General features: G+C 28.0%; 23 protein-coding genes, 3 tRNA genes and 1 pseudogene. 7 read left to right on the top strand and 20 right to left on the bottom strand.

Annotated features, from left to right (window positions below):
• Positions 1-212, bottom strand: a pseudogene (locus AMN78_RS04130) (FkbM family methyltransferase); the annotation flags it as partial.
• Entirely contained in the window at positions 209-1,123 is a 915-nt protein-coding gene (locus AMN78_RS02675) for a site-specific integrase (protein ID WP_075534047.1), read from the bottom strand. The pseudogene AMN78_RS04130 and the gene AMN78_RS02675, both read right to left, overlap by 4 nt.
• Before the next feature lie 241 nt (positions 1,124-1,364).
• Here AMN78_RS02675 and AMN78_RS02670 point away from each other — a divergent pair, with 241 nt between their 5' ends.
• Positions 1,365-1,640, top strand: a complete 276-nt coding sequence (locus tag AMN78_RS02670) for a methylated-DNA--[protein]-cysteine S-methyltransferase (RefSeq protein ID WP_075534046.1) — start codon at positions 1,365-1,367, stop codon at positions 1,638-1,640.
• A 410-nt stretch (positions 1,641-2,050) separates the two neighbouring features.
• Here the strand turns inward: AMN78_RS02670 and AMN78_RS02665 are convergent, their stop codons facing one another.
• From AMN78_RS02665 to AMN78_RS02650, 4 genes are all read right to left on the bottom strand, one after another.
• Positions 2,051-2,950: an AEC family transporter gene (locus AMN78_RS02665; protein WP_075534045.1), complete on the bottom strand. Its 900-nt coding sequence runs from the start codon at positions 2,948-2,950 to the stop codon at positions 2,051-2,053.
• On the bottom strand, positions 2,950-3,957 hold the full coding sequence (locus AMN78_RS02660; RefSeq protein ID WP_075534044.1) for a putative transporter: 1,008 nt from the start codon (positions 3,955-3,957) through the stop codon (positions 2,950-2,952). The genes AMN78_RS02665 and AMN78_RS02660 overlap by 1 nt, the downstream gene beginning before the upstream one ends.
• Positions 3,958-3,959: 2 nt before the next feature.
• Positions 3,960-4,244 carry an ETC complex I subunit gene (locus AMN78_RS02655; protein WP_075534043.1) on the bottom strand — a complete coding sequence of 95 codons (285 nt, stop codon included), beginning with the start codon at positions 4,242-4,244 and terminating at the stop codon, positions 3,960-3,962.
• A gap of 9 nt (positions 4,245-4,253) precedes the next feature.
• Positions 4,254-4,330, bottom strand: a tRNA-Pro gene (locus tag AMN78_RS02650).
• A gap of 73 nt (positions 4,331-4,403) precedes the next feature.
• Here AMN78_RS02650 and nhaA point away from each other — a divergent pair.
• Genes nhaA through AMN78_RS02635 form a run of 3 tightly spaced genes read left to right on the top strand, consistent with a single transcriptional unit; the run spans position 4,404 to position 6,509 of the window.
• Positions 4,404-5,582: a Na+/H+ antiporter NhaA gene (gene nhaA, locus AMN78_RS02645; RefSeq protein ID WP_075534042.1), complete on the top strand. Its 1,179-nt coding sequence runs from the start codon at positions 4,404-4,406 to the stop codon at positions 5,580-5,582.
• Complete coding sequence (locus AMN78_RS02640; RefSeq protein WP_075534041.1) at positions 5,575-5,976, top strand: iron-sulfur cluster assembly scaffold protein; 402 nt, start codon at positions 5,575-5,577, stop codon at positions 5,974-5,976. Before nhaA ends, AMN78_RS02640 begins: the two co-directional genes overlap by 8 nt.
• Positions 5,973-6,509: a glutathione peroxidase gene (locus AMN78_RS02635; RefSeq protein WP_256997700.1), complete on the top strand. Its 537-nt coding sequence runs from the start codon at positions 5,973-5,975 to the stop codon at positions 6,507-6,509. Before AMN78_RS02640 ends, AMN78_RS02635 begins: the two co-directional genes overlap by 4 nt.
• On the opposite strand, the gene AMN78_RS02630 is transcribed toward AMN78_RS02635, so the two are convergent.
• Genes AMN78_RS02630 through AMN78_RS02595 form a run of 8 tightly spaced genes read right to left on the bottom strand, consistent with a single transcriptional unit; the run spans position 6,506 to position 14,014 of the window.
• On the bottom strand, positions 6,506-7,273 hold the full coding sequence (locus AMN78_RS02630) for an MBL fold metallo-hydrolase (protein WP_075534040.1): 768 nt from the start codon (positions 7,271-7,273) through the stop codon (positions 6,506-6,508). The genes AMN78_RS02635 and AMN78_RS02630 overlap by 4 nt on opposite strands.
• Entirely contained in the window at positions 7,270-8,046 is a 777-nt protein-coding gene (locus AMN78_RS02625) for a TatD family hydrolase (RefSeq protein WP_075534039.1), read from the bottom strand. Before AMN78_RS02625 ends, AMN78_RS02630 begins: the two co-directional genes overlap by 4 nt.
• Positions 8,036-9,577 (bottom strand): methionine--tRNA ligase, encoded by a 1,542-nt coding sequence (gene metG / locus AMN78_RS02620; protein ID WP_075534038.1) that lies wholly within the window; start codon positions 9,575-9,577, stop codon positions 8,036-8,038. The genes AMN78_RS02625 and metG overlap by 11 nt, the downstream gene beginning before the upstream one ends.
• On the bottom strand, positions 9,570-10,502 hold the full coding sequence (locus AMN78_RS02615; protein WP_075534037.1) for a hypothetical protein: 933 nt from the start codon (positions 10,500-10,502) through the stop codon (positions 9,570-9,572). The genes metG and AMN78_RS02615 overlap by 8 nt, the downstream gene beginning before the upstream one ends.
• On the bottom strand, positions 10,502-11,149 hold the full coding sequence (gene tmk / locus AMN78_RS02610; RefSeq protein WP_075534036.1) for a dTMP kinase: 648 nt from the start codon (positions 11,147-11,149) through the stop codon (positions 10,502-10,504). Before tmk ends, AMN78_RS02615 begins: the two co-directional genes overlap by 1 nt.
• Positions 11,142-12,290, bottom strand: a complete 1,149-nt coding sequence (locus tag AMN78_RS02605) for a D-alanyl-D-alanine carboxypeptidase family protein (RefSeq protein ID WP_075534035.1) — start codon at positions 12,288-12,290, stop codon at positions 11,142-11,144. Before AMN78_RS02605 ends, tmk begins: the two co-directional genes overlap by 8 nt.
• Positions 12,283-13,026 carry a hypothetical protein gene (locus tag AMN78_RS02600; RefSeq protein ID WP_075534034.1) on the bottom strand — a complete coding sequence of 248 codons (744 nt, stop codon included), beginning with the start codon at positions 13,024-13,026 and terminating at the stop codon, positions 12,283-12,285. The genes AMN78_RS02605 and AMN78_RS02600 overlap by 8 nt, the downstream gene beginning before the upstream one ends.
• Complete coding sequence (locus tag AMN78_RS02595) at positions 13,016-14,014, bottom strand: lytic murein transglycosylase (RefSeq protein ID WP_075534053.1); 999 nt, start codon at positions 14,012-14,014, stop codon at positions 13,016-13,018. The genes AMN78_RS02600 and AMN78_RS02595 overlap by 11 nt, the downstream gene beginning before the upstream one ends.
• A gap of 106 nt (positions 14,015-14,120) precedes the next feature.
• Between AMN78_RS02595 and AMN78_RS02590 the strand changes: the two genes are divergently transcribed.
• Positions 14,121-14,210, top strand: a tRNA-Ser gene (locus AMN78_RS02590).
• Here AMN78_RS02590 and AMN78_RS02585 read toward each other — a convergent pair.
• Complete coding sequence (locus AMN78_RS02585) at positions 14,211-14,468, bottom strand: succinate dehydrogenase assembly factor 2 (RefSeq protein WP_075534033.1); 258 nt, start codon at positions 14,466-14,468, stop codon at positions 14,211-14,213.
• Positions 14,469-14,491: 23 nt separating this feature from the next.
• Here AMN78_RS02585 and AMN78_RS02580 point away from each other — a divergent pair, with 23 nt between their 5' ends.
• Entirely contained in the window at positions 14,492-16,543 is a 2,052-nt protein-coding gene (locus tag AMN78_RS02580) for an ATP-dependent DNA helicase RecG (protein ID WP_075534032.1), read from the top strand.
• On the opposite strand, the gene AMN78_RS02575 is transcribed toward AMN78_RS02580, so the two are convergent.
• Positions 16,540-17,154, bottom strand: a complete 615-nt coding sequence (locus AMN78_RS02575; protein WP_075534031.1) for a DUF502 domain-containing protein — start codon at positions 17,152-17,154, stop codon at positions 16,540-16,542. The two genes, AMN78_RS02580 and AMN78_RS02575, sit on opposite strands and share 4 nt — an antisense overlap.
• 98 nt (positions 17,155-17,252) lie before the next feature.
• Between AMN78_RS02575 and AMN78_RS02570 the strand changes: the two genes are divergently transcribed.
• The gene (locus tag AMN78_RS02570) at positions 17,253-18,077 is read left to right on the top strand and encodes a M48 family metallopeptidase (protein WP_082254526.1); all 825 of its coding nucleotides are present in this window, start codon (positions 17,253-17,255) and stop codon (positions 18,075-18,077) included.
• A gap of 4 nt (positions 18,078-18,081) precedes the next feature.
• Here the strand turns inward: AMN78_RS02570 and AMN78_RS02565 are convergent.
• From AMN78_RS02565 to coaD, 4 genes are all read right to left on the bottom strand, one after another.
• Positions 18,082-18,157 (bottom strand) — tRNA-Lys (locus AMN78_RS02565).
• Positions 18,158-18,201: 44 nt separating this feature from the next.
• Complete coding sequence (gene tgt, locus AMN78_RS02560; RefSeq protein ID WP_075534029.1) at positions 18,202-19,317, bottom strand: tRNA guanosine(34) transglycosylase Tgt; 1,116 nt, start codon at positions 19,315-19,317, stop codon at positions 18,202-18,204.
• Between the two features lie 4 nt (positions 19,318-19,321).
• Complete coding sequence (locus tag AMN78_RS02555; RefSeq protein ID WP_075534028.1) at positions 19,322-19,876, bottom strand: peptidylprolyl isomerase; 555 nt, start codon at positions 19,874-19,876, stop codon at positions 19,322-19,324.
• Positions 19,873-20,364, bottom strand: a complete 492-nt coding sequence (gene coaD / locus AMN78_RS02550) for a pantetheine-phosphate adenylyltransferase (protein WP_075534027.1) — start codon at positions 20,362-20,364, stop codon at positions 19,873-19,875. The genes AMN78_RS02555 and coaD overlap by 4 nt, the downstream gene beginning before the upstream one ends.

The following is a 20,364-nucleotide window of genomic DNA, read 5'->3' as shown; positions in this document are numbered from 1 at the left end:
TTTTCATCTGCGTCTATATTTATTCCTTCCCAACCTCTTTTATGAAGTAAATAAGTATTATTATGTTTTATTGGATGGTTGCATCCTAAATCTATATAAATTCCTTTTTTCACTTTAGAAAACATTCTATCAATAATCAAATCGACGCCGCTGATAGAGTAGGAGGTCTTCGAGTACTTTTTATAATAAATCTTTTTCAATATATTTTTCATTTATTTGAAATTTTATTTAATGCATTATTTTTAAACAAGTCAGCTTCTTTAATATATCTTCGAACCATATCAACTGATTTATGACCGGTCATGGCCATAATATTTCTTTCATCAGCTCCATATTCAGCTGTTGTTGTTGCAAAACCTGATCTAAGACTGTGACCAGCATATTTTTTTTCATCTAAACCTGCACTTAGAACATGTTTCTTTATTATTAAAGCTACATTTTTATCTGATATAGGAAAAACTAAATCATTTTTATTCTCAATCATCCAATTTTTAAGATGATTAACTGGGCAATATTCTACATATTTAAAAGAGGGTATTGCTTTAATCATTCCTTCTCCGGATTGATCAGATTTTGATTTTTTAACAAAGATTTTTACTCCTTCGTTGACAAATTCAACATCATCTCTAGTAATGGCTACAAGCTCTGATCTTCTAAATCCCCCTGAGAAACCAACTAAAATTAAAGATTTATCTCTTAATTTTTTGAATTCATTCACTTTTGAGTCATTTATTACTTTAATAATTTGTTTTATATCATTGAATAATAATGGTTTTTTTGCTTTTTGATGAACTCCTATTTGTCTTTTTATGCCTAGTAAATTTTCAACGATTATTGGATGTTTAGTATCTAAATAATGACCTTTGTATCTATGCATAACATTTATAGACGCTAAACGTCTTTTCAAAGTACTGTATTTAGATTGTTTTGATAGGTGTGTTAGATAGAGAGAGACTATCTTTGGATCTGAAGGCATACTTTTCAACCCATGTTTTGTGCAAAATAATACAAAGTCATTAAAATCAGACTTATAGGCTCGAATAGTATTTTTAGCTTTTGATAGCTTAAGATTATCTAAAGTCTCAATTTCAAGTTTTTTAATTTCAGTTGTTAAATCTTTCATAATTTCCGATAACCATTAATTATCGGAAATAATATAATAAGTGATTTTAGATGTCAATACGTATAATTTTAAAGATCATGATAAAATTTATTCTTCCCATCGTAATATTTATAGTAGCTGTTTACGGAATTTCATACTTCTGGACTAACTCGAGTTCAAAAGGCAAAAAAATGATCGCTCTAGGCTTAATAATAACCCTGATAATAGGCATATCTTTAACTATTTTCTTAATATTTGACTAATGAAGCTAGTAGGAACTAAATTTCAGCTAAAAGTATGGTCTTATTTGAGGAAAATACCTCGTGGAAGATTAAAAACGTACTCACAAGTGGCAAAAGCTATAGGAAGACCTCTTGCTGTGCGTGCTGTAGCCAATGCTATAGGAAAAAACCCCTATGCACCCAAAATACCTTGCCATAGAGTGATTAGATCTGATGGATCTCTTGGTGGCTATTCAGGCAAAGGAGGAGTTAAAACTAAGAGATTTTTGCTTCAAAAAGAGGGTATAACGCTCTAGAATTGTTATTTTGCAGGCGATCGGGTCTATTGTCCCCTATTTCATTGTATTTTTTATCCACACACCAGTCGGTTGTACTCTAAAATCTTTAATTGCAAAAAAAAAGCACTCTATGGGCATTTAAACGGTATATTCCTAATATGCAAAGCTTCTAGAAATATTGAATATTAATGCTTCTAGACTACTCTTAATCACCCTATTTTAAATGATTTATTGGTATATAAACTTCAAATTATATCATTTTATAGCTAAAACATAATTTTTAAACATTTTTTGAGAGATTTATTATTTTTTTTTCATCTTAAATATGTAAATTTTCACTATTTATATTAGTTTTTTTGTATATATATAAATAATACTTACCTATTAATGAATATTATACTTTAAGAATTATACGTAACTTACTGTATTTATTGAAAATATTTAAGACTTAAAAAAACCACAATAGGTATAGTAACAAATGACATTAGCGTCGAAGTAACTATAACGCTAGCAATACTATCTACTACCCTTTTCTCTGAATACATCGATCCTACCAAGTAAGTTAAAATAGCACTAGGCATTGCAGATTGGATCAAAAGCACACCAGCAGCCAATCCAGAAAGGTTTAAATATTTAATTAAAGAAAATCCAATTACAGGACCAATTACAATTCTAATAACACTTAAAACAGATGCATTTAACCATGAAACAACTTTTAGCTTTGTTAATGCTATGCCTAAGGACATAAGAACTAGAAATATTGTAGCGTAGGTTAATAAAAACGTAGTGTTAACTACAAAACCAGGGACCTCCCAATCAAAATATAAAACTATTACAGCTGCTATTATTCCGTAAATAGGCATATTAGTAATTAATATTTTCAATGAAAAACTTTTTTTTGCTAAAAGAACTCCTAAAGTGAAGTGAAGCAAGATAATCACTGATGCAATTGCTGAAGCTATACCTAAACCCTCTGTACCATAAGCAAATAAACAAATAGGTATGCCCATATTACCGGTATTTGGTAATATTAAGGGAGGAAGTTCACTTACTACGTCCTTTTTCATTAAAGCAAGAGCAATTAAGCCTATTACTGCAAAACCACCAATAATGATCAAAGCATAAATAAAATATTCTATAAAAATTTCTAAAGTTACACCCGTTGAGGTAATAGTATAAAAAATCATAGCTGGTGTCCCTACATTGCCAGCTAGAGTAGTTATAAAATCTGTATTAAAATTAGGGTCTTTCTTCCCAAGATAATATCCAATACCTATTATAAAGAATACTGGAAGAATAACGTCTATCAGTTTGATGTAGAGTTCCATTAAACTCTTACATCAGATTTTTGAGGTTTTCTCAACTTATTAGTATTATAATTTATAGCGGTTTCAAACTCCATTAATCGCTTATGAATAGATCTTAATTCAGTAATCCTTGTCCAATTATATAAAAATACAGAAAATGCGTCTTTTACTTCACCAAATGCATTTACTACTTGCATCATTACACCTAGAGTGAACGCTGCTGTAAATAATCCCGGAGCCATTATCAAGAAAGGAACTATTACAAACAATTGTCTATACCAAATAGCCCAAAGATCGAAATAACCATAGTGTAAAAATAATTTATGATAATTAAATTTTATACCGGTAAATAATTGTAAAACAGTTGGAGCTTGAACATAATTCTTTCTATCATCTTCACCATATACCAATTCTTTTCTAAATGCTGCCTCAACTTTTTGATTATTGTATTCAAGACCAGGTAGTTTAATACCAACTAACCAACTTATTATTATTCCTCCTAAACTAAGAGTAAGAGCAACCCACACTAAAGATCCAGATACATTATTTAAAAAAGGGACTGTAACATTAGATGAGAGAACCCATAAAATTGGAATGAAGGCAATTAAAGTCATTATTGCTTTAACCACCTGTAACCCAATAGACTCAACTATTTTAGCAAAGTTCATACAATCTTCTTGGATTCTTTGAGAGGATCCCTCTACCTTCGCTTCGGTTGCTCTCCAATAAGGCATATAAGAAAATGTCATGGCTTCTCGCCATCTAAATGCCCATAGTCTTGTGAACCAATTAGTAAAAGCAAAGAGTGTGACGTAGGGTAAAGCTATATATAAAAATCTTTTTATTGAGTCCCAAAATTCAGATATCTCACGTTTCTCTGCTGTTTGAAGAATATCATAAAAATCCTTGTACCAACTATTAAATAAAACATCCAAATAGGTTTGTAAAACAAGCAAAGTAATAATAAAAAATCCTCCGCCGTAAGACCAATAGAACCACTTCTTATCTTTAAAAAAACTTCTCCACATATTTAATCTTTAAGAAAATTATCTGCGTATGATTTAATCACAAATTCTTTTTTGTTTGGCTCAACAACATTGTAAGATATATTGTTTTTTTCTGCATACTCTACTGCTTTTTCTTTTGAGGGAAATTTTAAGATAACTTCCTCAAGAGTGTCCGAAGAGGTTTCCCAACCCATAAGAGGGTTAATTGAAGGATCTTTAGTTATAAACTCTAACACCCAATTTTTAAGTTTCCCCCTGCCCGATTGCATTGCAGTTTTTGCAGGAATGTATATTTTTGCTTTTTTCATACAATTTAATGGTCGGGGCGGCAGGATTTGAACCTGCGACCCTCTGGTCCCAAACCAGATGCGCTACCAGGCTGCGCTACGCCCCGAACGTCTGTTTTATAGGTTAATTAAGTGATTTTGGCAATTGAAAGATAGTCTCGATAGAAGTAAATAATATCAATGATCCAGTACATTACAAAACCCTTTAAATATTTTTTTAAGCTTGAAGCCGCTTCAGGATTAGTTCTTTTATTTGCGGCGATACTAGCCCTTATTATCAGTAATGGTAATTTAAGTGAATATTATTTTTCTACTCTGGAAAAATACATTATTCTTGGCACTAAAGAATTTGGACTTAAGCTAAGTGTCCTTCATTGGATAAATGATGTCTTGATGGCTATATTTTTCTTTTTCGTTTCTCTTGAAATTAAAAGAGAATTTATTCAAGGCGAATTATCAAATCCAAAGCAAGCTATGTTACCAATTATCGGAGCAGTTGGTGGAATGGCTGTGCCTGCATTATTCTATATCGTCATAAATTATTCTGATAGCACTACATTAAATGGCTGGGCTATTCCGTCTGCTACAGATATTGCGTTCTCACTAGGGGTTTTATCTTTATTGGGAAAAAGAGTACCTATCTCTTTAAAAGTTTTTTTAACCGCATTAGCCATAATTGATGATTTAGGTGCAATAGTCATAATAGCTTTTTTTTACTCTGGTAATATTGAAATTAAATATTTAATTTTAATGTTATTATCATTAATAGTTTTAATAGGTCTTAATAAATTTCGAATAAAAAGTTTTATCCCATTTTTGATAGTTGGAATTTTTTTATGGGACTTTACTCATCAGTCAGGAATACATGCAACTATTGCTGGAGTGTTATTGGCGCTAACAATTCCTCATAATACAAAAAATAGCAAACAATCTATGTTACTTAAATTAGAGCATGGTCTATCACCATATGTTGCTTTTGGTATAATGCCAATTTTTGCGTTTGCTAACGCAGGTGTTTCTCTTGAGGGTTTAACTTTTGCAACACTATTAAATCCAGTCCCACTAGGGATTGTTTTAGGTTTATTTTTTGGAAAACAAATCGGTGTATTCGCACTCTCATATTTATCTGTTAAACTCAAATTAGCAGATAAACCCACAGGTGCAAATTGGACAGCTTTTTATGCTGTATCAATTTTAACAGGTATAGGTTTTACGATGAGTTTATTTGTTGGAAACTTAGCTTTTGCAAATAATTTAGAATATATGGATGGAGTAAAAATTGGTGTTTTGACTGGTTCACTTCTTTCAACATTATTTGGATATTTCTTATTACTTTTTGCATCCAAGAAAAATGATTAACGAAGATGTTTTTAAATTAGCTTCTAATACTACCAACGTTGGTCTAAAAAATAGGTACTCACATAAGATATCTCTGAAAAATACGACCTGTGGTGACAAAATAACTATTGAGGTGATCGCAGATACAAAAAAGATCCATTCAATGAGATATGAAACGGTGTCTTGCTTGTATTGTGAAGCTTCAGCAAGTCTACTTTCTCAAAAAATAAAAAATATGAATCTAAAAGATTTTAAGAAAGATTTAATTATAATAAAAAAAATATCTAATAAAAAAAATATTACGTTTCCTAAAAAATTCTCTGATTTCAAAAAATTACTGAATAGCGACAATTTAAATAGATTTAAATGTATATTTTTGCCAATTGATGCAGTATTAAAAGCTTTTAAATTATGAAAAAAATATTAATTATTTTATTTATGTTTAGTTTTTTTTCAAAAGTTATTGCTGGGAATAATGGTACTGCTTATGATTATGAGTTTAATAGCATAGATGGGGAAATAATCAAACTAAGTCAGTATAGAGGAAAAGTAATTGTAGTAGTAAATGTTGCGAGCAGATGTGGTTATACCCCTCAATACGAAGATCTGCAAACATTATGGTCTGAATATAAAGATAAAAATTTAGTTATTTTAGGCATCCCTACTAATAACTTCAGACAAGAACCTGGTAACAATAAAGAAATAAAAAACTTTTGTGAAACAAATTTTGGAATTACTTTTCCGATGACAGAAAAGATTAGTGTAATAGGAAATAATGCACATCCATTTTATAAATGGGCAAGAAAAGACTATGGTATTGGCGCGATACCTAAATGGAATTTCCATAAAATTGTTATTGGAAAAGATGGAAAAGTCGCAGAAACATTCTCTTCTATAACAAATCCGTCATCTAAAAAATTCATTAAAGCAATTGAAAACTTGATTTAGTAAGTAAAACTTAATCCATCATACGCAGGGATTATATTTTTTGGCAATTTTTTCTTTAGTTTAAAGTAATCTAAATCTGTATGCAAATTTGTTAATATAGCCTTTTTAGGTTTAGTTATATTTATTAAATTTAAAGCTTCATCTAGATTAAAATGAGATGGGTGTTTATCAATTTTAAGACAATCTAATACTAAATAATTGAGATTTTTGAGATACTTAATATTTGTCAAAGATACGTAATTACAATCACTTATATACGCAATTTTATCAATAACATACCCGGTTGATTTTATTAATCCATGAGTAACTTGAAAAGGTTTAATGACCAATTTTGAATTTTTTTTTTTAATAGAAAAACTTTTATCTATTATATTCGCTTTCATGATTGGCTTATACCCTTGTTCTTCGAAGAAACAAAATCTGTAAGATTTTTTTAAAGCTTTGATCGTTCTTCGACTACCGTATATTGGGATCTTTGATTTATTTTTCCAATAAAATGGTCTCATTTCAAATATACCAGCTGTTTGATCTGCATGTTCATGAGTATAAATAATTGAGTCAAGATTTTTAATTTTGTTTTTTAAAAATTGATATTTTATATCCGGTGAAGTGTCTATACACACAGATAAATCCCCTTTTTGAATATGAGCACAACATCTAGTCCTTAAATTTTTCGGACTTTGTTTAAGATTTCCTCTATAATTAGTTATCCATGGAGATCCAAGAGAACTTCCACAGCCTAGAATTGTAAATTTGCTTCTCAATTTAATTTACCAAATAAATTAAAAAAATTATTAGATGTAATTTCTGAAAATTCATCGAATGATAAATTTTTCATTTTAGATAAAAACTTTACTGTATGTATAATAAAACTAGGTTCATTTGGTTTGCCTCTTAAAGGAACAGGAGCAAGATATGGAGCGTCAGTTTCAACTAATATTTTTTCGTTTGGTATATCTTTGAAAGTATTGGCTAAATCCTGGGATTTATTGAATGTAACAACCCCACTAGCAGAAATGTAAGCACCTAGATCTAATAATTTAAAAGCAAATTCTCTTGTTCCAGTAAAACAATGTATAAGTATTTTAGTCTCTTTTTTTTTTGAATGTTTTTCTAATATTTGTAAAGTTTCTTTTTCTGCAGATCTTGTGTGAACTATAAGTGGTAGATTTTTTTCTTGTGCAGCGGATATGTGTTCCTCAAAGGAATTGATTTGATCTTTCTTTTCAGAATGATTGTAATAAAAATCCAATCCTGTTTCACCAACACCAATAATTTTTTTATTTTGATTAATTTTATCAATTATATCAATACTTTTGATATGTTGATGTGACTTTGCTTCATGAGGATGAATTCCATAAGTGCCGTAAACACTTTTATGATTATTAACTATCTTAAGTATTTGTTCAAAACTTTCATCTTTTGTTGATATAGTGAGCATGAATTTAATACCCTCTTTATTTGCCCTATCAATCGTTTCATCTAAGGCATTCCACATAGGTTCGTAGGTTAGATGGCAATGAGAATCAATTATCATTTTCAATCTTTTTAAACAAAATATCTAAATTTTTTAACTCTAAATTATAGTCAAGAATGTCATTTTTTTTTATATTTTCAATTGAAATATCCTTATCAGATAAATTAATTGTTTCTAAAACTTTTTTAGTAGAAACCGGTATAATTGGACTTAAAAGAATAGAAATATTTTTTATTTGTTCTGAAATTGTATAAAGAATTGCATTCATTCTTTCTGGATCTTTTTTTTTAAAAGCCCAAGGCTCTGAGTCGTTAAAATATTTGTTTGCTTCGAAAGAAAAATTAACTACCATTTTAATATATTCATTTAAATTTTGGTTATTTATATAATCAATAAGTTTAGGAAGATTATTCTTAATATTTTGGATTAATTTAATATCACTTTCACTTAAATTGCTCTTTTTCGGTATTTTGTTATTACAATTTTTTTTTATGAAAGAAAAAACTCTTTGACATAAATTACCATAATTATTTGCTAAATCATTATTTATACAATTTTTAAGATTTTTCATTGAAATGCTTCCATCATTTCCTAAAGAGACTTCTTTTATCAAATAATATCTGAGTTGATCAATTCCATAATCTTTAATTACTTCAATAGGATCTAAAATATTACCAAGTGATTTAGACATTTTCTTATCATCTGAAAGGATCCAACCATGTCCAAATACTCTTTTAGGTAATGGCAAATTTGCTGCGATCAAAAAAGCTGGCCAGTAAACTGCATGAAATCTCAAAATATCTTTACCAATGATATGAACATCAGCAGGCCAAAAAGATTTATATTTATCATCAGCAATATTAGGAAAATTAAGTGCACTCAAATAATTAGTTAGAGCATCTAGCCAAACGTAAATGATATGATTTTTATTTTCAGGTACCGGTATTCCCCAAGAAAAAGATGTTCTGCTTATTGATAAATCCTTTAATCCTTTCTCAACAAACTTCACTACTTCATTTTTTCTTGATTTTGGTAAAATGAAATCTTCATTTTTTTTATAATGTTCTAGCAATTTTTTTTGAAATGCAGACAATTTAAAAAAGTAAGACTCTTCCTCTACCCATTCAACTGATGAACCAGAAGTTTTAGATATCTTTTTTCCATTTTTTTCTTCAATTTCATCTTTATCGTAATAAGCTTCATCAGAGACCGAATACCACCCACTATATTTATCTAGATAAATATCACCTGACTTAGTTAATCTATTCCATATTTCATTCACTGACTTAAAATGTCTAGGCTCTGTTGTTCTAATGAAATCATCATTAGATAAATGTAATGTTTTTGTTAACGATCGAAAAGTTTCTGAAATTTCATCACAAAATTTTTTAGGGTCTTTTTTATTTTTATCTGCCTCTTTCTGAATTTTCTGACCATGTTCATCTGTACCCGTCAAAAATAAAACCTCATAACCTTCTAGCCTTTTAAATCTTGCAAATATATCTGCAATTATACTTGAATATGCGTGACCCATATGGGGTTTTCCAGATGGATAATAAATAGGTGTTGTAATATAGAAGTTTTTATTCATTCGAAAATCTGTTTTCAATAGATTTAAGTAGTGAGCCTTGACTCAAGTTATATACAAAAAAATCATTAATATTGTTTAATAAAAATTTTCTATCTTCAATAAATTTGATTTTAGTCAAATTTTGACTATCTTTTCTTATTTTTAAGTAATATTCAGAATAAAACAATAATAAATCTTTAAAAAATAAATTTTTACTTTTCTTATAAAGATCTAAAATATTTTTAAAAGTTTTAAATATATTTTCTTTAATGTTTATATTATTTTCTCTCAAAGTAATGTTAATTTTTAGAAAATTACCAGGACTTATAATAATCTTATCTTGGTCAATAATTTGATCTTGGTTATGAATATCCATTAACAAATTTATAATCTGACTTCTTTGATTATAATTTAGCATAATCTTAAATTCTAAACATCGTGATTTTAGAGTATCAATTAAAGGCCTAGTTTTATTATTGATTAAAAAAAAATAATCATTTTCATTTGGTTCCTCGATTATCTTAAGTAAAGCATTTACTGAATTTGTGTTAAAGGTTTCTACATTATCCAAAATAACAAAGCGTTTATCATTATAAAGTGGTTTTTTTTGTAATTTATTCTTTAGTTCGCGAACAGCTTCAATATTTATATTTTTGAAATCATTGCTTTTTAAAAAAATTACGTTTGAAATTAAATCTTTAGATAAATTTTCAAAAAATTTATTTTTTTTTAAAATTTTTTTTTCTGATAAATTATAATTTTCTTTATCATAATAACTTATAATTAAATGATTTATCAGCGTGAATTTACCAATGCCCTTTTCCCCAGTAAGTAATATTACTTTTGGTAACTTTTGATTTAAAAGTAAATTTGATAGGTTATCAAATTCTAAATCTAAACCATAAAGTTGTATTGAATATCTTGGATTTATATTTTCAAATAACATTATTTTATATTGAGGTATTTAGAGGTAATATTAAATATTTTTTTCTCTAAAGAGTTATCATTTTTTGACGAGTCTAAAACAAAATAATGTTTTTTACCTTTGGCAATTTTAAGAAATGATTTTTGAACATTAGAGTAAAATAGTTGTGAAAAATTATCATATCTATTTTTGGTTTTTCTTTTTTTTAATCTTTTATTGGAAGATTTAGATGAAACTTTTAAAATAAAAGTAAGATCAGGCTTTAAGCCATTTAATATACTTTTGTGAATAGTGTTTACAAAATTAAAATTTATTTTTTTCCCGTAAATTTGATAAGCTATCGTCGAATCAACAAACCTGTCACAAATTATAACCATCTTTTTTTTTAATGAGGGTAATATTTTGTTTTTAACATGTTCATTTCGAGCAGCAAGGTAAAGCAAAGTATCTGTATACTTATCAAATTTCTCTTTTGAGGATTTGTTAAAATAATCTTTAAGTATTAGATTTCTTATCATTTCGGCACCTTTGGTGCCGCCTGGTTCTCTTGTCAATATAGATGGGATCTTCTTTTTTTTTAAAAATTTAAATAATTTTTTGCTCTGATATGATTTTCCACATCCTTCAACACCTTCAAATACAATAAAAAAAGGTTTCTTTTTATACATCACCCCAAATCAAATAATTTATTGAAGCAAGTAAACTTTTAAAAAAATTTACCTTTTTTAAATTTTCTGCAGCATATAATGGTAAACTTTTTATTAATTCATCTTTAATCAATATATCTAATTGAGCAATTTTTTCACCCTTTAGAACAGGTGCAACAATCGGACCGCTGTATTTTAAGGCAACTTTTAAATTTCGAATATCTTTTTTATTTATTGTTATATAATAATCTTCTTTTGTTGTAGCTTGAATTTTTTTACTTTTTCCCAACCATGTATCTAATTCAAATAAAGACTTATCTTTTTTTGAAACTTCAAAAGTATTTGTATTTCTAAATCCCCAGTTTAATAGTTTTAACGATTCCGAACTTCTCAAATTTTTAGTTGGGAAACCTGAAACAACAGCAATTAGTCGTCTATCATTTTTCTTCATCGAGCTTGCTAACGAATATTTTTCAACCGCTAAGTATCCGGTTTTTACCCCATCAACACCAACATTTTTATAAAGCAAAGGATTTCTGTTACCTTGTTTTATTGGATCTCCTCCAGTTCTGTCCCAAGTAAACGTTTTTTCTTTGAATAATTCATAATATATTGGGTAGTTATCTATTAAGTATTTTGACATTATCGCTATATCTCTAACCGTTGAAATATTATCCGGATCATTAATTCCTGATGAATTTGTAAAATTTGTAGAAGTCATACCAATCTCAATCGCTTTTTCATTCATCATTTCAGCAAAATTTTCTTCAGAACCAGCAATACCTTCAGCTAAAGCCACACAAGCATCATTGCCTGATGCAATTATAATACCTTTAAGTAAATTTTCTACTGAAACTTGATCATTTACCATAATAAACATTGAAGAATAACCGCTCTGAGATAGTCTCCAGGCATTTTCTGAAACTACAAACATGTCGTCTAAAGATAGTTTGTTTTTTTTTAAAAGATCAAATGCAATTATTGAAGTCATAATTTTTGTCATCGAAGCTGGATAAATTTGAGCATCGGGATCAGATTCATATAAAATTTCATCTGAATGGTAATCAATTAAAATTCCTGTTCTAGCATTAATATTGGGATTAGAATATGCTGAGACAACTAATTTTAAATAAATGACTACTAATATTAAATATTTATTCATTTTTATTTATTGTTATATCTAAATCTTCGAATCCAAACTTTACTAACTTAGTGTAATCATTTTTTACTAAATTTATACTATTATAAGGGCCAGAAAATAAATTTATTTTTTTATTACTTTTTCGCACTATTTTTAATTTTTTTGCATCTAAATTAGGTATTTTTGACAAAATTCTTTTTTTTAAATAAATAGCCGAGTCCTCTGAATAAAATGAAGCAATTTTTATATAAATTTTATTTTCGGTTTTATTCTTATTTTCTTTCTTATTTTTTGAAATATTAGAAATCTTTACTGACGTGACAGGTGCATTAGAAGATATTTTTTTTTCTTCGTTAAAAATTTTTGCCTTTTTAGCTACAAAAGACTTATTTTTTTTAAGTTCTAATATTTCTATTAAGGGTAATTTTTTATCTAAATTGATTTCAAGGGCTACCGAGTCAGAGATAGAGACTTTATAAAAATCTGGATATCTATTACTAATGGAATTTTTCAAAATGATATAATCCTTTGTTTCTGTATTAATAATCTTCATTAATGCATTTGGTTTTAGAAATTTATTAAAAGCTTTTAGTGGGGGATTATCGCTTGCAGATTTAAAAGACTTTTTATTAGGCTTAGAGTTTTCGACAATGTAAGCAAATCCTTTTGAATAATAAGGTTCCTTCTTGTCAAGATTTGTATAATTTGAGCTGCATGAAAAAAGAAATAGTATAAGAATAATTATTTTAAATTTCATTTTTAAAATTTTCTTTTAATGTACAAACTGCAAGTGCAAATCTAAGAGATCTATTCCAAGTTAAAATCTTTTCATAATTATCAAATACAATATAGGCTGGTGAATGAGTTTCTGCACCTGGAATGATGTCTTTATCAGGAATAATAATTGCTGAAAGAGAATTATTTTTAAGATTTAATTTATCGAAATTATTTATATATTTTTTAAAAAAATTTGCCTTTTTTTTATTTGAAATTTTTCTAGCTGAAGAATTAAGATATTTCTTTGGAATATTATCTTTTAAATTTATTTTAAAAAAACAAGGCTGATTTTTTTTCCAACCTATCCTTTTTAAGTAATTTGCTGCAGAAGCAAATGAGTCCTCCGTTTTTTTTAATTCAATTGTTTTATTTTTATTATAATCAATAGCAAAATTCATTATAGTTCTTGGCATAAATTGAAAATTTCCAAAAGCTCCTGCCCAAGAACCGTAAAGAATATTCTTTTTAACAATACCTTTATCTACTAAGTTTAGTAAAATTATTAATTCTTTTGTAAAAAATTCACTCCTTCTTTTGTCAAAGCTTAATGTAGCTAAAGATGAAACAATATCCATTTTTCCCAAATATTTTCCAAAATTAGTTTCGATGCCCATTAAAGCGAGCAATAACTCTTTTTCAACATCAAATTCATTTTCAATTTTATCTATAATTTTTTTTTCTTTTTTATATAACCTTTTTCCTTCTAAAATCTTTTTCCTGGATGACCTTTTCTTAATATAAGTGAAAGTATCCTCGTAAAATTCTGGTTGATATCTGTCATATTCTATAACTTTTGGAAGAAATATTGCTTTATCCATAACATCATCAACTACAGATTTTGATATTCCGTCGGAAACAGCTCTCGCTTTAAATTCTAATAACCAGGCATTAAACTCATTTTTAACTGCATTAGCATCTGTAATTAAAAAAAAATTTAATGATAAAATAAATATAATTATTTTTAGCATTTTACTGATTATCATAATTGTTATTTGTAAACTAGTATAAGAAACCTAGTACATAATCATTGTTATTTAGTAGCATTGATAGTAATAAGTATTGTGTTTGCAGTCAGGAGAGGTGGCTGAGCGGTTGAAAGCACTGGTCTTGAAAACCAGCAACGGGGCAACTCGTTCGTGGGTTCGAATCCCACCCTCTCCGCCATCATATTTTAAAGTTTTTAAAAATTTCAGATATTTTATTTTTATCAATCTCTTTTTTAACTTTATCAAAGTTATAAAAATCATAAATAATTTCATCCTCAAATTCTAAGAATTTTTCTAATTGCCTAAGTTGTTCATAGTTAAAAGAGTTTAGGTATTTTTTCACAAATTTTGTTAATAAAATATCCATTTCTTTAGTTCCTCTATAAGAAGCTCTGTATAAAAGTTTTTTTTTAAATATTTCTAATTCTTCAGACATAAAAATATAATATATATTATTTAATGACTTTTCTCAAAAAAGAAACAATTTTTCAAGATATTACAAAATTAAAAGGTGTAGGATCAGTTTTATCAAAATATCTAAAGAAAAAAAGAATTGAAAAAATAAAAGATATAATTTTTAACTTGCCTTATTCTGAAACTGATAGATCCAAACTATCCAAATTAAATGAATTGGAAATTGGAAAAATTCAATCGATAAAAGTTTTAGTTAAAAAAATAAATTTTCCCAGAAAAAGAAATCTACCCAATAAAGTTTTATGTGAAGATGATACTGGTGAGATTGAAATAGTTTACTTTAATAGTCGTGAAGGATACCTAAGAAAGATATTCCCAATTAATAAATGGGTCATAATAAGTGGAAAAATAAATTTTTTTAATAAAAAATATCAAATGACCAATCCGGACTATGTTACCGAAGAAGAAAATCAGGAGTATGTGATCAAAAATATACCTAAATATAGTTTAACAAAAGGGATCAATGAGAAAAAATACAGGTCAATAAGTGAGCAAGTAATTAAAAACTTGCCTTCGATTAATGAATGGCTAGATGATTTTTTTATTGAAAAATATAAATTATTAAATTGGAATGAAAGTATTAAAAAATTACATGCAACTGATGATGCAAAAAATATTAAATCAAGAAGTTATCGAAGATTAGTATTTGATGAAGTTTGTGCAAATTTGTTAACTTTATCTGAAAATAGAAAAAGAATTAAAAAAGAAAAAATACCTAAAATATTCAAAAACACTATCTCAAGTAAGATTTTGAAAGAGCTTCCTTTTAAACTTACAAAAAGCCAAGAAAATACATTAGGTGAAATAAATTTAGATTTAAAAAGTCCTAAGAGAATGTTTAGAATTTTACAAGGAGATGTTGGTTCTGGTAAAACAATAGTATCTTTTTTAACAATAGCTAATGTCCTTGAGGACAGCTATCAGTGTGCACTCATGTCACCAACCGAAATATTGTCATTACAACATTTTCATTTAGCTAAAAAAGTTTTTAGAAATATAAATATAAGAATAGAATTGCTGACCGGTAAAACAACTTATTCTAAAAGAAAAGAAATATTAAAAGACTTAGCAGAGGGTAAGATAAATTTTTTAATAGGAACCCATTCTTTGTTTCAAAAAAAAATTCAATTTAAAAATTTAGGTTATGTAATAATTGATGAACAACATAAATTTGGGGTCAAACAAAGATCTGATCTGGCAAAAAAAGGAGGAAAAAATTGCGATTTATTATTGATGTCTGCTACCCCTATTCCGAGAACTATGATGATGTCATTGTATGGTGATATGGATATTTCTAAAATAAATGAAAAACCCTCTATTAGAAAAAAAATTTTAACATTATCTAAACCAGAAAAAAAAATTAGCGAATTATGGCCATTTATAAAAAAAAATATTAAGCAACAAAATCAAATTTTTTGGGTTTGTCCTTTAATTGATGAGTCACAATTTTTAAACTATTCATCTGCCAAAGAAAGATTTGAATTGATTAGTAAACACTTTCCAAATGAAACTGGTTTAATCCATGGGGGTTTAGATAAAGATGAAAGAGAGAAGGTACTTAAAAAATTTTTAAAAAAAGAAATTCACATTCTTGTATCAACTACAGTTATTGAAGTTGGGATAGATTTTCCTGATGCCAACCTAATTATAATTGAAAATGCTAATAAGTTTGGTCTAGCACAACTTCATCAATTACGTGGTAGAGTTGGTAGAGGAGCTGAACAAGGTGTTTGTGTGCTTCTATATAAGGAGTCTTTAAGTAAAAATTCTATTAAAAGGTTAAAAATTTTGAAAAAAACAGACGATGGATTTTATATTGCAGAAGAAGATCTTAAACTAAGAGGATTCGGTGACCTGATAGGTTACCAACAAAGTGGATTAAAAAACTTTAGATTTGCTGACCCTTTAATTCATGAAGACTTATTTAAATTAGCAGACTCGTATGTTAAAAAGATTGAGGGTGATAAGATAGAAGAGCACAACTTTTTGCTGAAATTATTTGATAAAGCAGAAATAATACATGTTAATAATATTTAGTTAATATTAGTAGTCCCAGCTGAAACTATAAATTTTGAAGCTTGTTCAAATGAAACATCTAAATAAATTAGATCTTTTTTAGGAACCATTAAAAGAAAACCACTAGTTGGATTTGGTGTAGTTGGTACAAATACATTTATAACATCTTCATTGATATTTTCCTTAATTATACCTTGATTCTCTTTAGTTGCAAAACCTACGGCCCAAACACCTTTTCTTGGGTACTCTAGTAAGACAACACTTTTTTCATTGTTATCTGTTTTAGTAAAACTTTCAGTCATTTGACCTATAGCAGAATAAATAGTTCTTAAAATTGGTATTTTTTTAAGAAGATTATTTATTAATTCAAAAAATTTTTTTCCTAAGAAGGAAAGAGAAATCCAACCTACTAGTGTTATAAAAAAAAGTGCAACTATAATTTCTAATCCTGGTATGTTGAATGGTAGATAATTATTTGGATTTAATTCTTTAGGAATAATTTTTCCAGAAATTCTTATAAAAAAAAGTGTTAAATAAAGAGTGATGCCGATTGGTATCAATACAACCACACCAGCTATAAAATTATTTCTTATTCTTGAAAAAAACGATTTTTTGATATTATTTGTCCGCATTTTAAGAGTAACTTGAATAAATAATAAATATTATAATCAATATAAAAATTGCAATTAGTAATTTATTATTTAAAATCATGAATCTTAATATGTATAACATAAACAGAAGAAAATTTCTTGGCTTATTTGGCTGTGGTTGTTGCTCAATAATACTGCCATCTTGCACCACTGTGCCAATAACTGATAGGAAACAATTAAGTATAATTTCAGAGACAAAGATCAATAGACAAGCAGCATTAGCGTATGAAAAATTCAAGCAAAAAACTAAAATTATAACAACAGGTTCAACATTTAAAGAAATTACAACTATCGGTAAAAAGATGGAAAATGCAGTAAGTTCTTTTTTTAGTAATCAGAATAAAGAAGATCCTACAACAAATTTTGATTGGGAGTATGTTTTAGTAGACAACGATAAAATTGTAAATGCATGGTGTATGCCAGGAGGAAAAATTGCTGTGTATACTGGATTATTGAAAGTAACAAAAAATACAGACGCTTTATCAATAGTTATGGGTCACGAAATAGCGCATGCCGTTGCTCGTCATTCAATTGAAAGAGCAAGTCAAGCTATGACTGTAAATCTAGGCACAAGTATAGCTGACATCTTTCTAGGAGGAGCTATAAATAGGACACGAAATACTGTTGGAAGAAATACTGGCTTAGATATTTTTCAAATCGGTATTATGAATCCGTTTGGCAGAAAGCAGGAGTCAGAGGCAGATTATTTAGGATTAATTTTCTCTTCACTCTCTGGTTTTGATATTCGAGAGTCTGTTGAATTGTGGAAGAGAATGTCTCAAAATAAAAAAGGTAAAGAAGTGCCGGTTTTTCTAAGCACTCATCCAAGTAGCAAAAAAAGAATAGAGAATTTAAAAGGTTGGATTGATGAAGTTATCATTAAATATCCACCAATAAAAACTTGATTATTGGTGAGCCCTGATGGACTCGAACCATCGACACCCTCCTTAAAAGGGAGGTGCTCTACCAACTGAGCTAAGGGCCCTTAAAATGCATCTTTTATATACTAATTAAATAAATTTCAAATAATTAATCAAAAAAATTTATGTATTTTTTGTAAAATTTGTGGAATGAACCAACTTTAATATTTTTTCTTATTTCCCGCATAAATTGCTGATAAAAATATATATTGTTGAGAGAAATAAGCATAGAGGCTAACATTTCATCTGATTTTACCAAGTGGTGTAAATAACTTTTAGAGTATCTATTTAGACATCTTATGTCGCACTCTACATCCAAAGGAGATTTATCATTCGCAAACTTAGAATTTCTAATATTTAGTTTTCCTTTCCATGTAAAAGCTAGACCTGTTCTACCTGATCTTGTAGGCAAAACACAATCAAACATATCTATACCCTCTTTGACTGCTCCTAAAATATCTGAAGGTGTTCCCACACCCATCAAATATCTTGGTTTGATTTTAGGCAAATAATTAACTGACTCACTTAATATTTGAAACATGTCATTTTGATTTTCACCAACCGCTAAACCACCCATGGCATAACCATCAAATCCAATTTCTAATAATTTATCAATGCTTTCTTTTCTTAAATCTTTGAAGACTCCACCTTGAACAATCCCAAATAATGCTTTTGTTTTGTTGTTTCCGAATTCAATTTTACACCTTTTAGCCCATTTTGTGGAAGTGTTGATTGCATTTGATAGAATTTTTTTATCTTTAGTAAGTTTAGGGCACTCATCTAAAACCATTATAATATCGGAATTAATTGCTTTTTGAACTTGAATACTTTTCTCTGGACTTAAAATGATTTTTTTTCCATCTAGATGAGATTTGAATATGGCTCCAATTTTAGGATCTATTTTATTAAATTTAGAAAGTGACATTATTTGATATCCTCCAGAGTCAGTTAAAATTGGCTTTTGCCAGTTCATAAAATTATGAAGTCCGTTAAACTTTTTTAAAACCTCGATCCCAGGCCTGAGCAACAAGTGATAAGTATTACCTAATATAATATCTGTCTTAGTTTTTAGAATATCATCAACAAATAAACCCTTTACAGTTCCTTGAGTTCCAACAGGCATAAAAACAGGAGTTTCAATTATACCTCTTTTAGTTTTTATTAAACCAAGTCTTGCCTTGTCATCTTGAGCTACTAACTCAAAAGAAAATTCATCTTTTAACATTTGTTTATTTTGATCTGATTGAAATTATCTTGTCTGGATTTTTTACTGCTCCGGAATTTGGATCGCCTCTTTTAATTTTATCAACGAATTCCATTCCTTTTATAACTTTTCCAAAAGCTGAGTATTGTCTATCTAAGTGTGGAGCTGACTCAAAACAAATAAAAAATTGGCTATTAGCACTATCAGGGTCGGCTGACCTCGCTGCAGATAAAACTCCTCTTACATGTGGAATATCTGAAAATTCTGACTTTAAGTTTGGTAATTCAGATCCTCCTGTTCCAGCTAGTGATAAATTAAAATCTGATGAAGAAGAATTTCCAAATTTTACATCCCCTGTTTGAGCCATAAATCCTTCTATAACTCTGTGAAAAACCACACCATCATATTTTTTGCTATTTGATAATTCTTTAAATCTTTTAACATGATTTGGTGCTTTATCTGGATAAAGTTCGATTTCTACTTCCCCATAACTAAGTTTTAAAATCATAATCTCTTTTGCCATAACTTGATAATTTATTAAACTAAAACAAAATATAAATAAATAAATAAATTTTTTCATTGATATTTAGCTCTCAACATTTTAACTGCATATTTTGTAACAAATCTATCAATATTTCCACCAAGATTTGCGATTTCTTTAACAAATTTTGAAGATATAATCTGATTTTCAACATCTGACATCAAAAACATTGTTTCTATTTTAGAATTCAATTTTTTATTCATTCCTGCAAGTTGAAATTCATACTCGAAATCAGATACAGCTCTTAAACCTCTTATAATCGCTGAAGCATTATATTTTTTACATAATTCAATTGTTAAATTATCAAATGATATGACTTTAATTTTTTTTCTACTAAGTTTTAAATCTTTAAATAATGAGTGATTGATAATATTAAGTCTTTCCTCGATAGAAAAAAAATAATTTTTATCTGTATTATCTGTGGTTGCAACAATAAGTCGGTCAAACATCTTAAGAGATTTTTTAATGACATCAATATGACCATAAGTAATTGGGTCAAACGTACCAGGATAAACTGCAGTCTTCAT

It is taken from the genome of Candidatus Pelagibacter communis (assembly GCF_001179945.1).
In the GTDB taxonomy this organism is placed as follows: Bacteria; Pseudomonadota; Alphaproteobacteria; order Pelagibacterales; family Pelagibacteraceae; genus Pelagilacustribacter; species Pelagilacustribacter ubique_A.
The sequence above is the reverse complement of the archived record's forward strand: the minus strand, read 5'-3'. Positions and strand labels throughout refer to the sequence as shown.

Excerpts from the sequence above, each read along its gene's own strand:
- AMN78_RS02660 (WP_075534044.1), bottom strand. The coding sequence starts at position 3,957 with ATGTGGAGAAGTTTTTTTAAAGATAAGAAGTGGTTCTATTGGTCTTAC.
- metG (WP_075534038.1), bottom strand. The coding sequence starts at position 9,577 with ATGAATAAAAACTTCTATATTACAACACCTATTTATTATCCATCTGGA.
- AMN78_RS02580 (WP_075534032.1), top strand. The coding sequence starts at position 14,492 with ATGACTTTTCTCAAAAAAGAAACAATTTTTCAAGATATTACAAAATTA.
- AMN78_RS02625 (WP_075534039.1), bottom strand. The coding sequence starts at position 8,046 with ATGATAATTGATTCTCATTGCCATCTAACCTACGAACCTATGTGGAAT.
- coaD (WP_075534027.1), bottom strand. The coding sequence starts at position 20,364 with ATGAAGACTGCAGTTTATCCTGGTACGTTTGACCCAATTACTTATGGT.
- AMN78_RS02585 (WP_075534033.1), bottom strand. The coding sequence starts at position 14,468 with ATGTCTGAAGAATTAGAAATATTTAAAAAAAAACTTTTATACAGAGCT.
- tmk (WP_075534036.1), bottom strand. The coding sequence starts at position 11,149 with ATGTATAAAAAGAAACCTTTTTTTATTGTATTTGAAGGTGTTGAAGGA.
- nhaA (WP_075534042.1), top strand. The coding sequence starts at position 4,404 with ATGATCCAGTACATTACAAAACCCTTTAAATATTTTTTTAAGCTTGAA.
- AMN78_RS02670 (WP_075534046.1), top strand. The coding sequence starts at position 1,365 with ATGAAGCTAGTAGGAACTAAATTTCAGCTAAAAGTATGGTCTTATTTG.
- AMN78_RS02635 (WP_256997700.1), top strand. The coding sequence starts at position 5,973 with ATGAAAAAAATATTAATTATTTTATTTATGTTTAGTTTTTTTTCAAAA.
- AMN78_RS02665 (WP_075534045.1), bottom strand. The coding sequence starts at position 2,950 with ATGGAACTCTACATCAAACTGATAGACGTTATTCTTCCAGTATTCTTT.
- AMN78_RS02675 (WP_075534047.1), bottom strand. The coding sequence starts at position 1,123 with ATGAAAGATTTAACAACTGAAATTAAAAAACTTGAAATTGAGACTTTA.
- AMN78_RS02640 (WP_075534041.1), top strand. The coding sequence starts at position 5,575 with ATGATTAACGAAGATGTTTTTAAATTAGCTTCTAATACTACCAACGTT.
- AMN78_RS02595 (WP_075534053.1), bottom strand. The coding sequence starts at position 14,014 with ATGCTAAAAATAATTATATTTATTTTATCATTAAATTTTTTTTTAATT.
- AMN78_RS02655 (WP_075534043.1), bottom strand. The coding sequence starts at position 4,244 with ATGAAAAAAGCAAAAATATACATTCCTGCAAAAACTGCAATGCAATCG.
- AMN78_RS02575 (WP_075534031.1), bottom strand. The coding sequence starts at position 17,154 with ATGCGGACAAATAATATCAAAAAATCGTTTTTTTCAAGAATAAGAAAT.
- AMN78_RS02555 (WP_075534028.1), bottom strand. The coding sequence starts at position 19,876 with ATGAAAAAATTTATTTATTTATTTATATTTTGTTTTAGTTTAATAAAT.
- AMN78_RS02600 (WP_075534034.1), bottom strand. The coding sequence starts at position 13,026 with ATGAAATTTAAAATAATTATTCTTATACTATTTCTTTTTTCATGCAGC.
- AMN78_RS02615 (WP_075534037.1), bottom strand. The coding sequence starts at position 10,502 with ATGTTATTTGAAAATATAAATCCAAGATATTCAATACAACTTTATGGT.
- AMN78_RS02605 (WP_075534035.1), bottom strand. The coding sequence starts at position 12,290 with ATGAATAAATATTTAATATTAGTAGTCATTTATTTAAAATTAGTTGTC.
- tgt (WP_075534029.1), bottom strand. The coding sequence starts at position 19,317 with ATGTTAAAAGATGAATTTTCTTTTGAGTTAGTAGCTCAAGATGACAAG.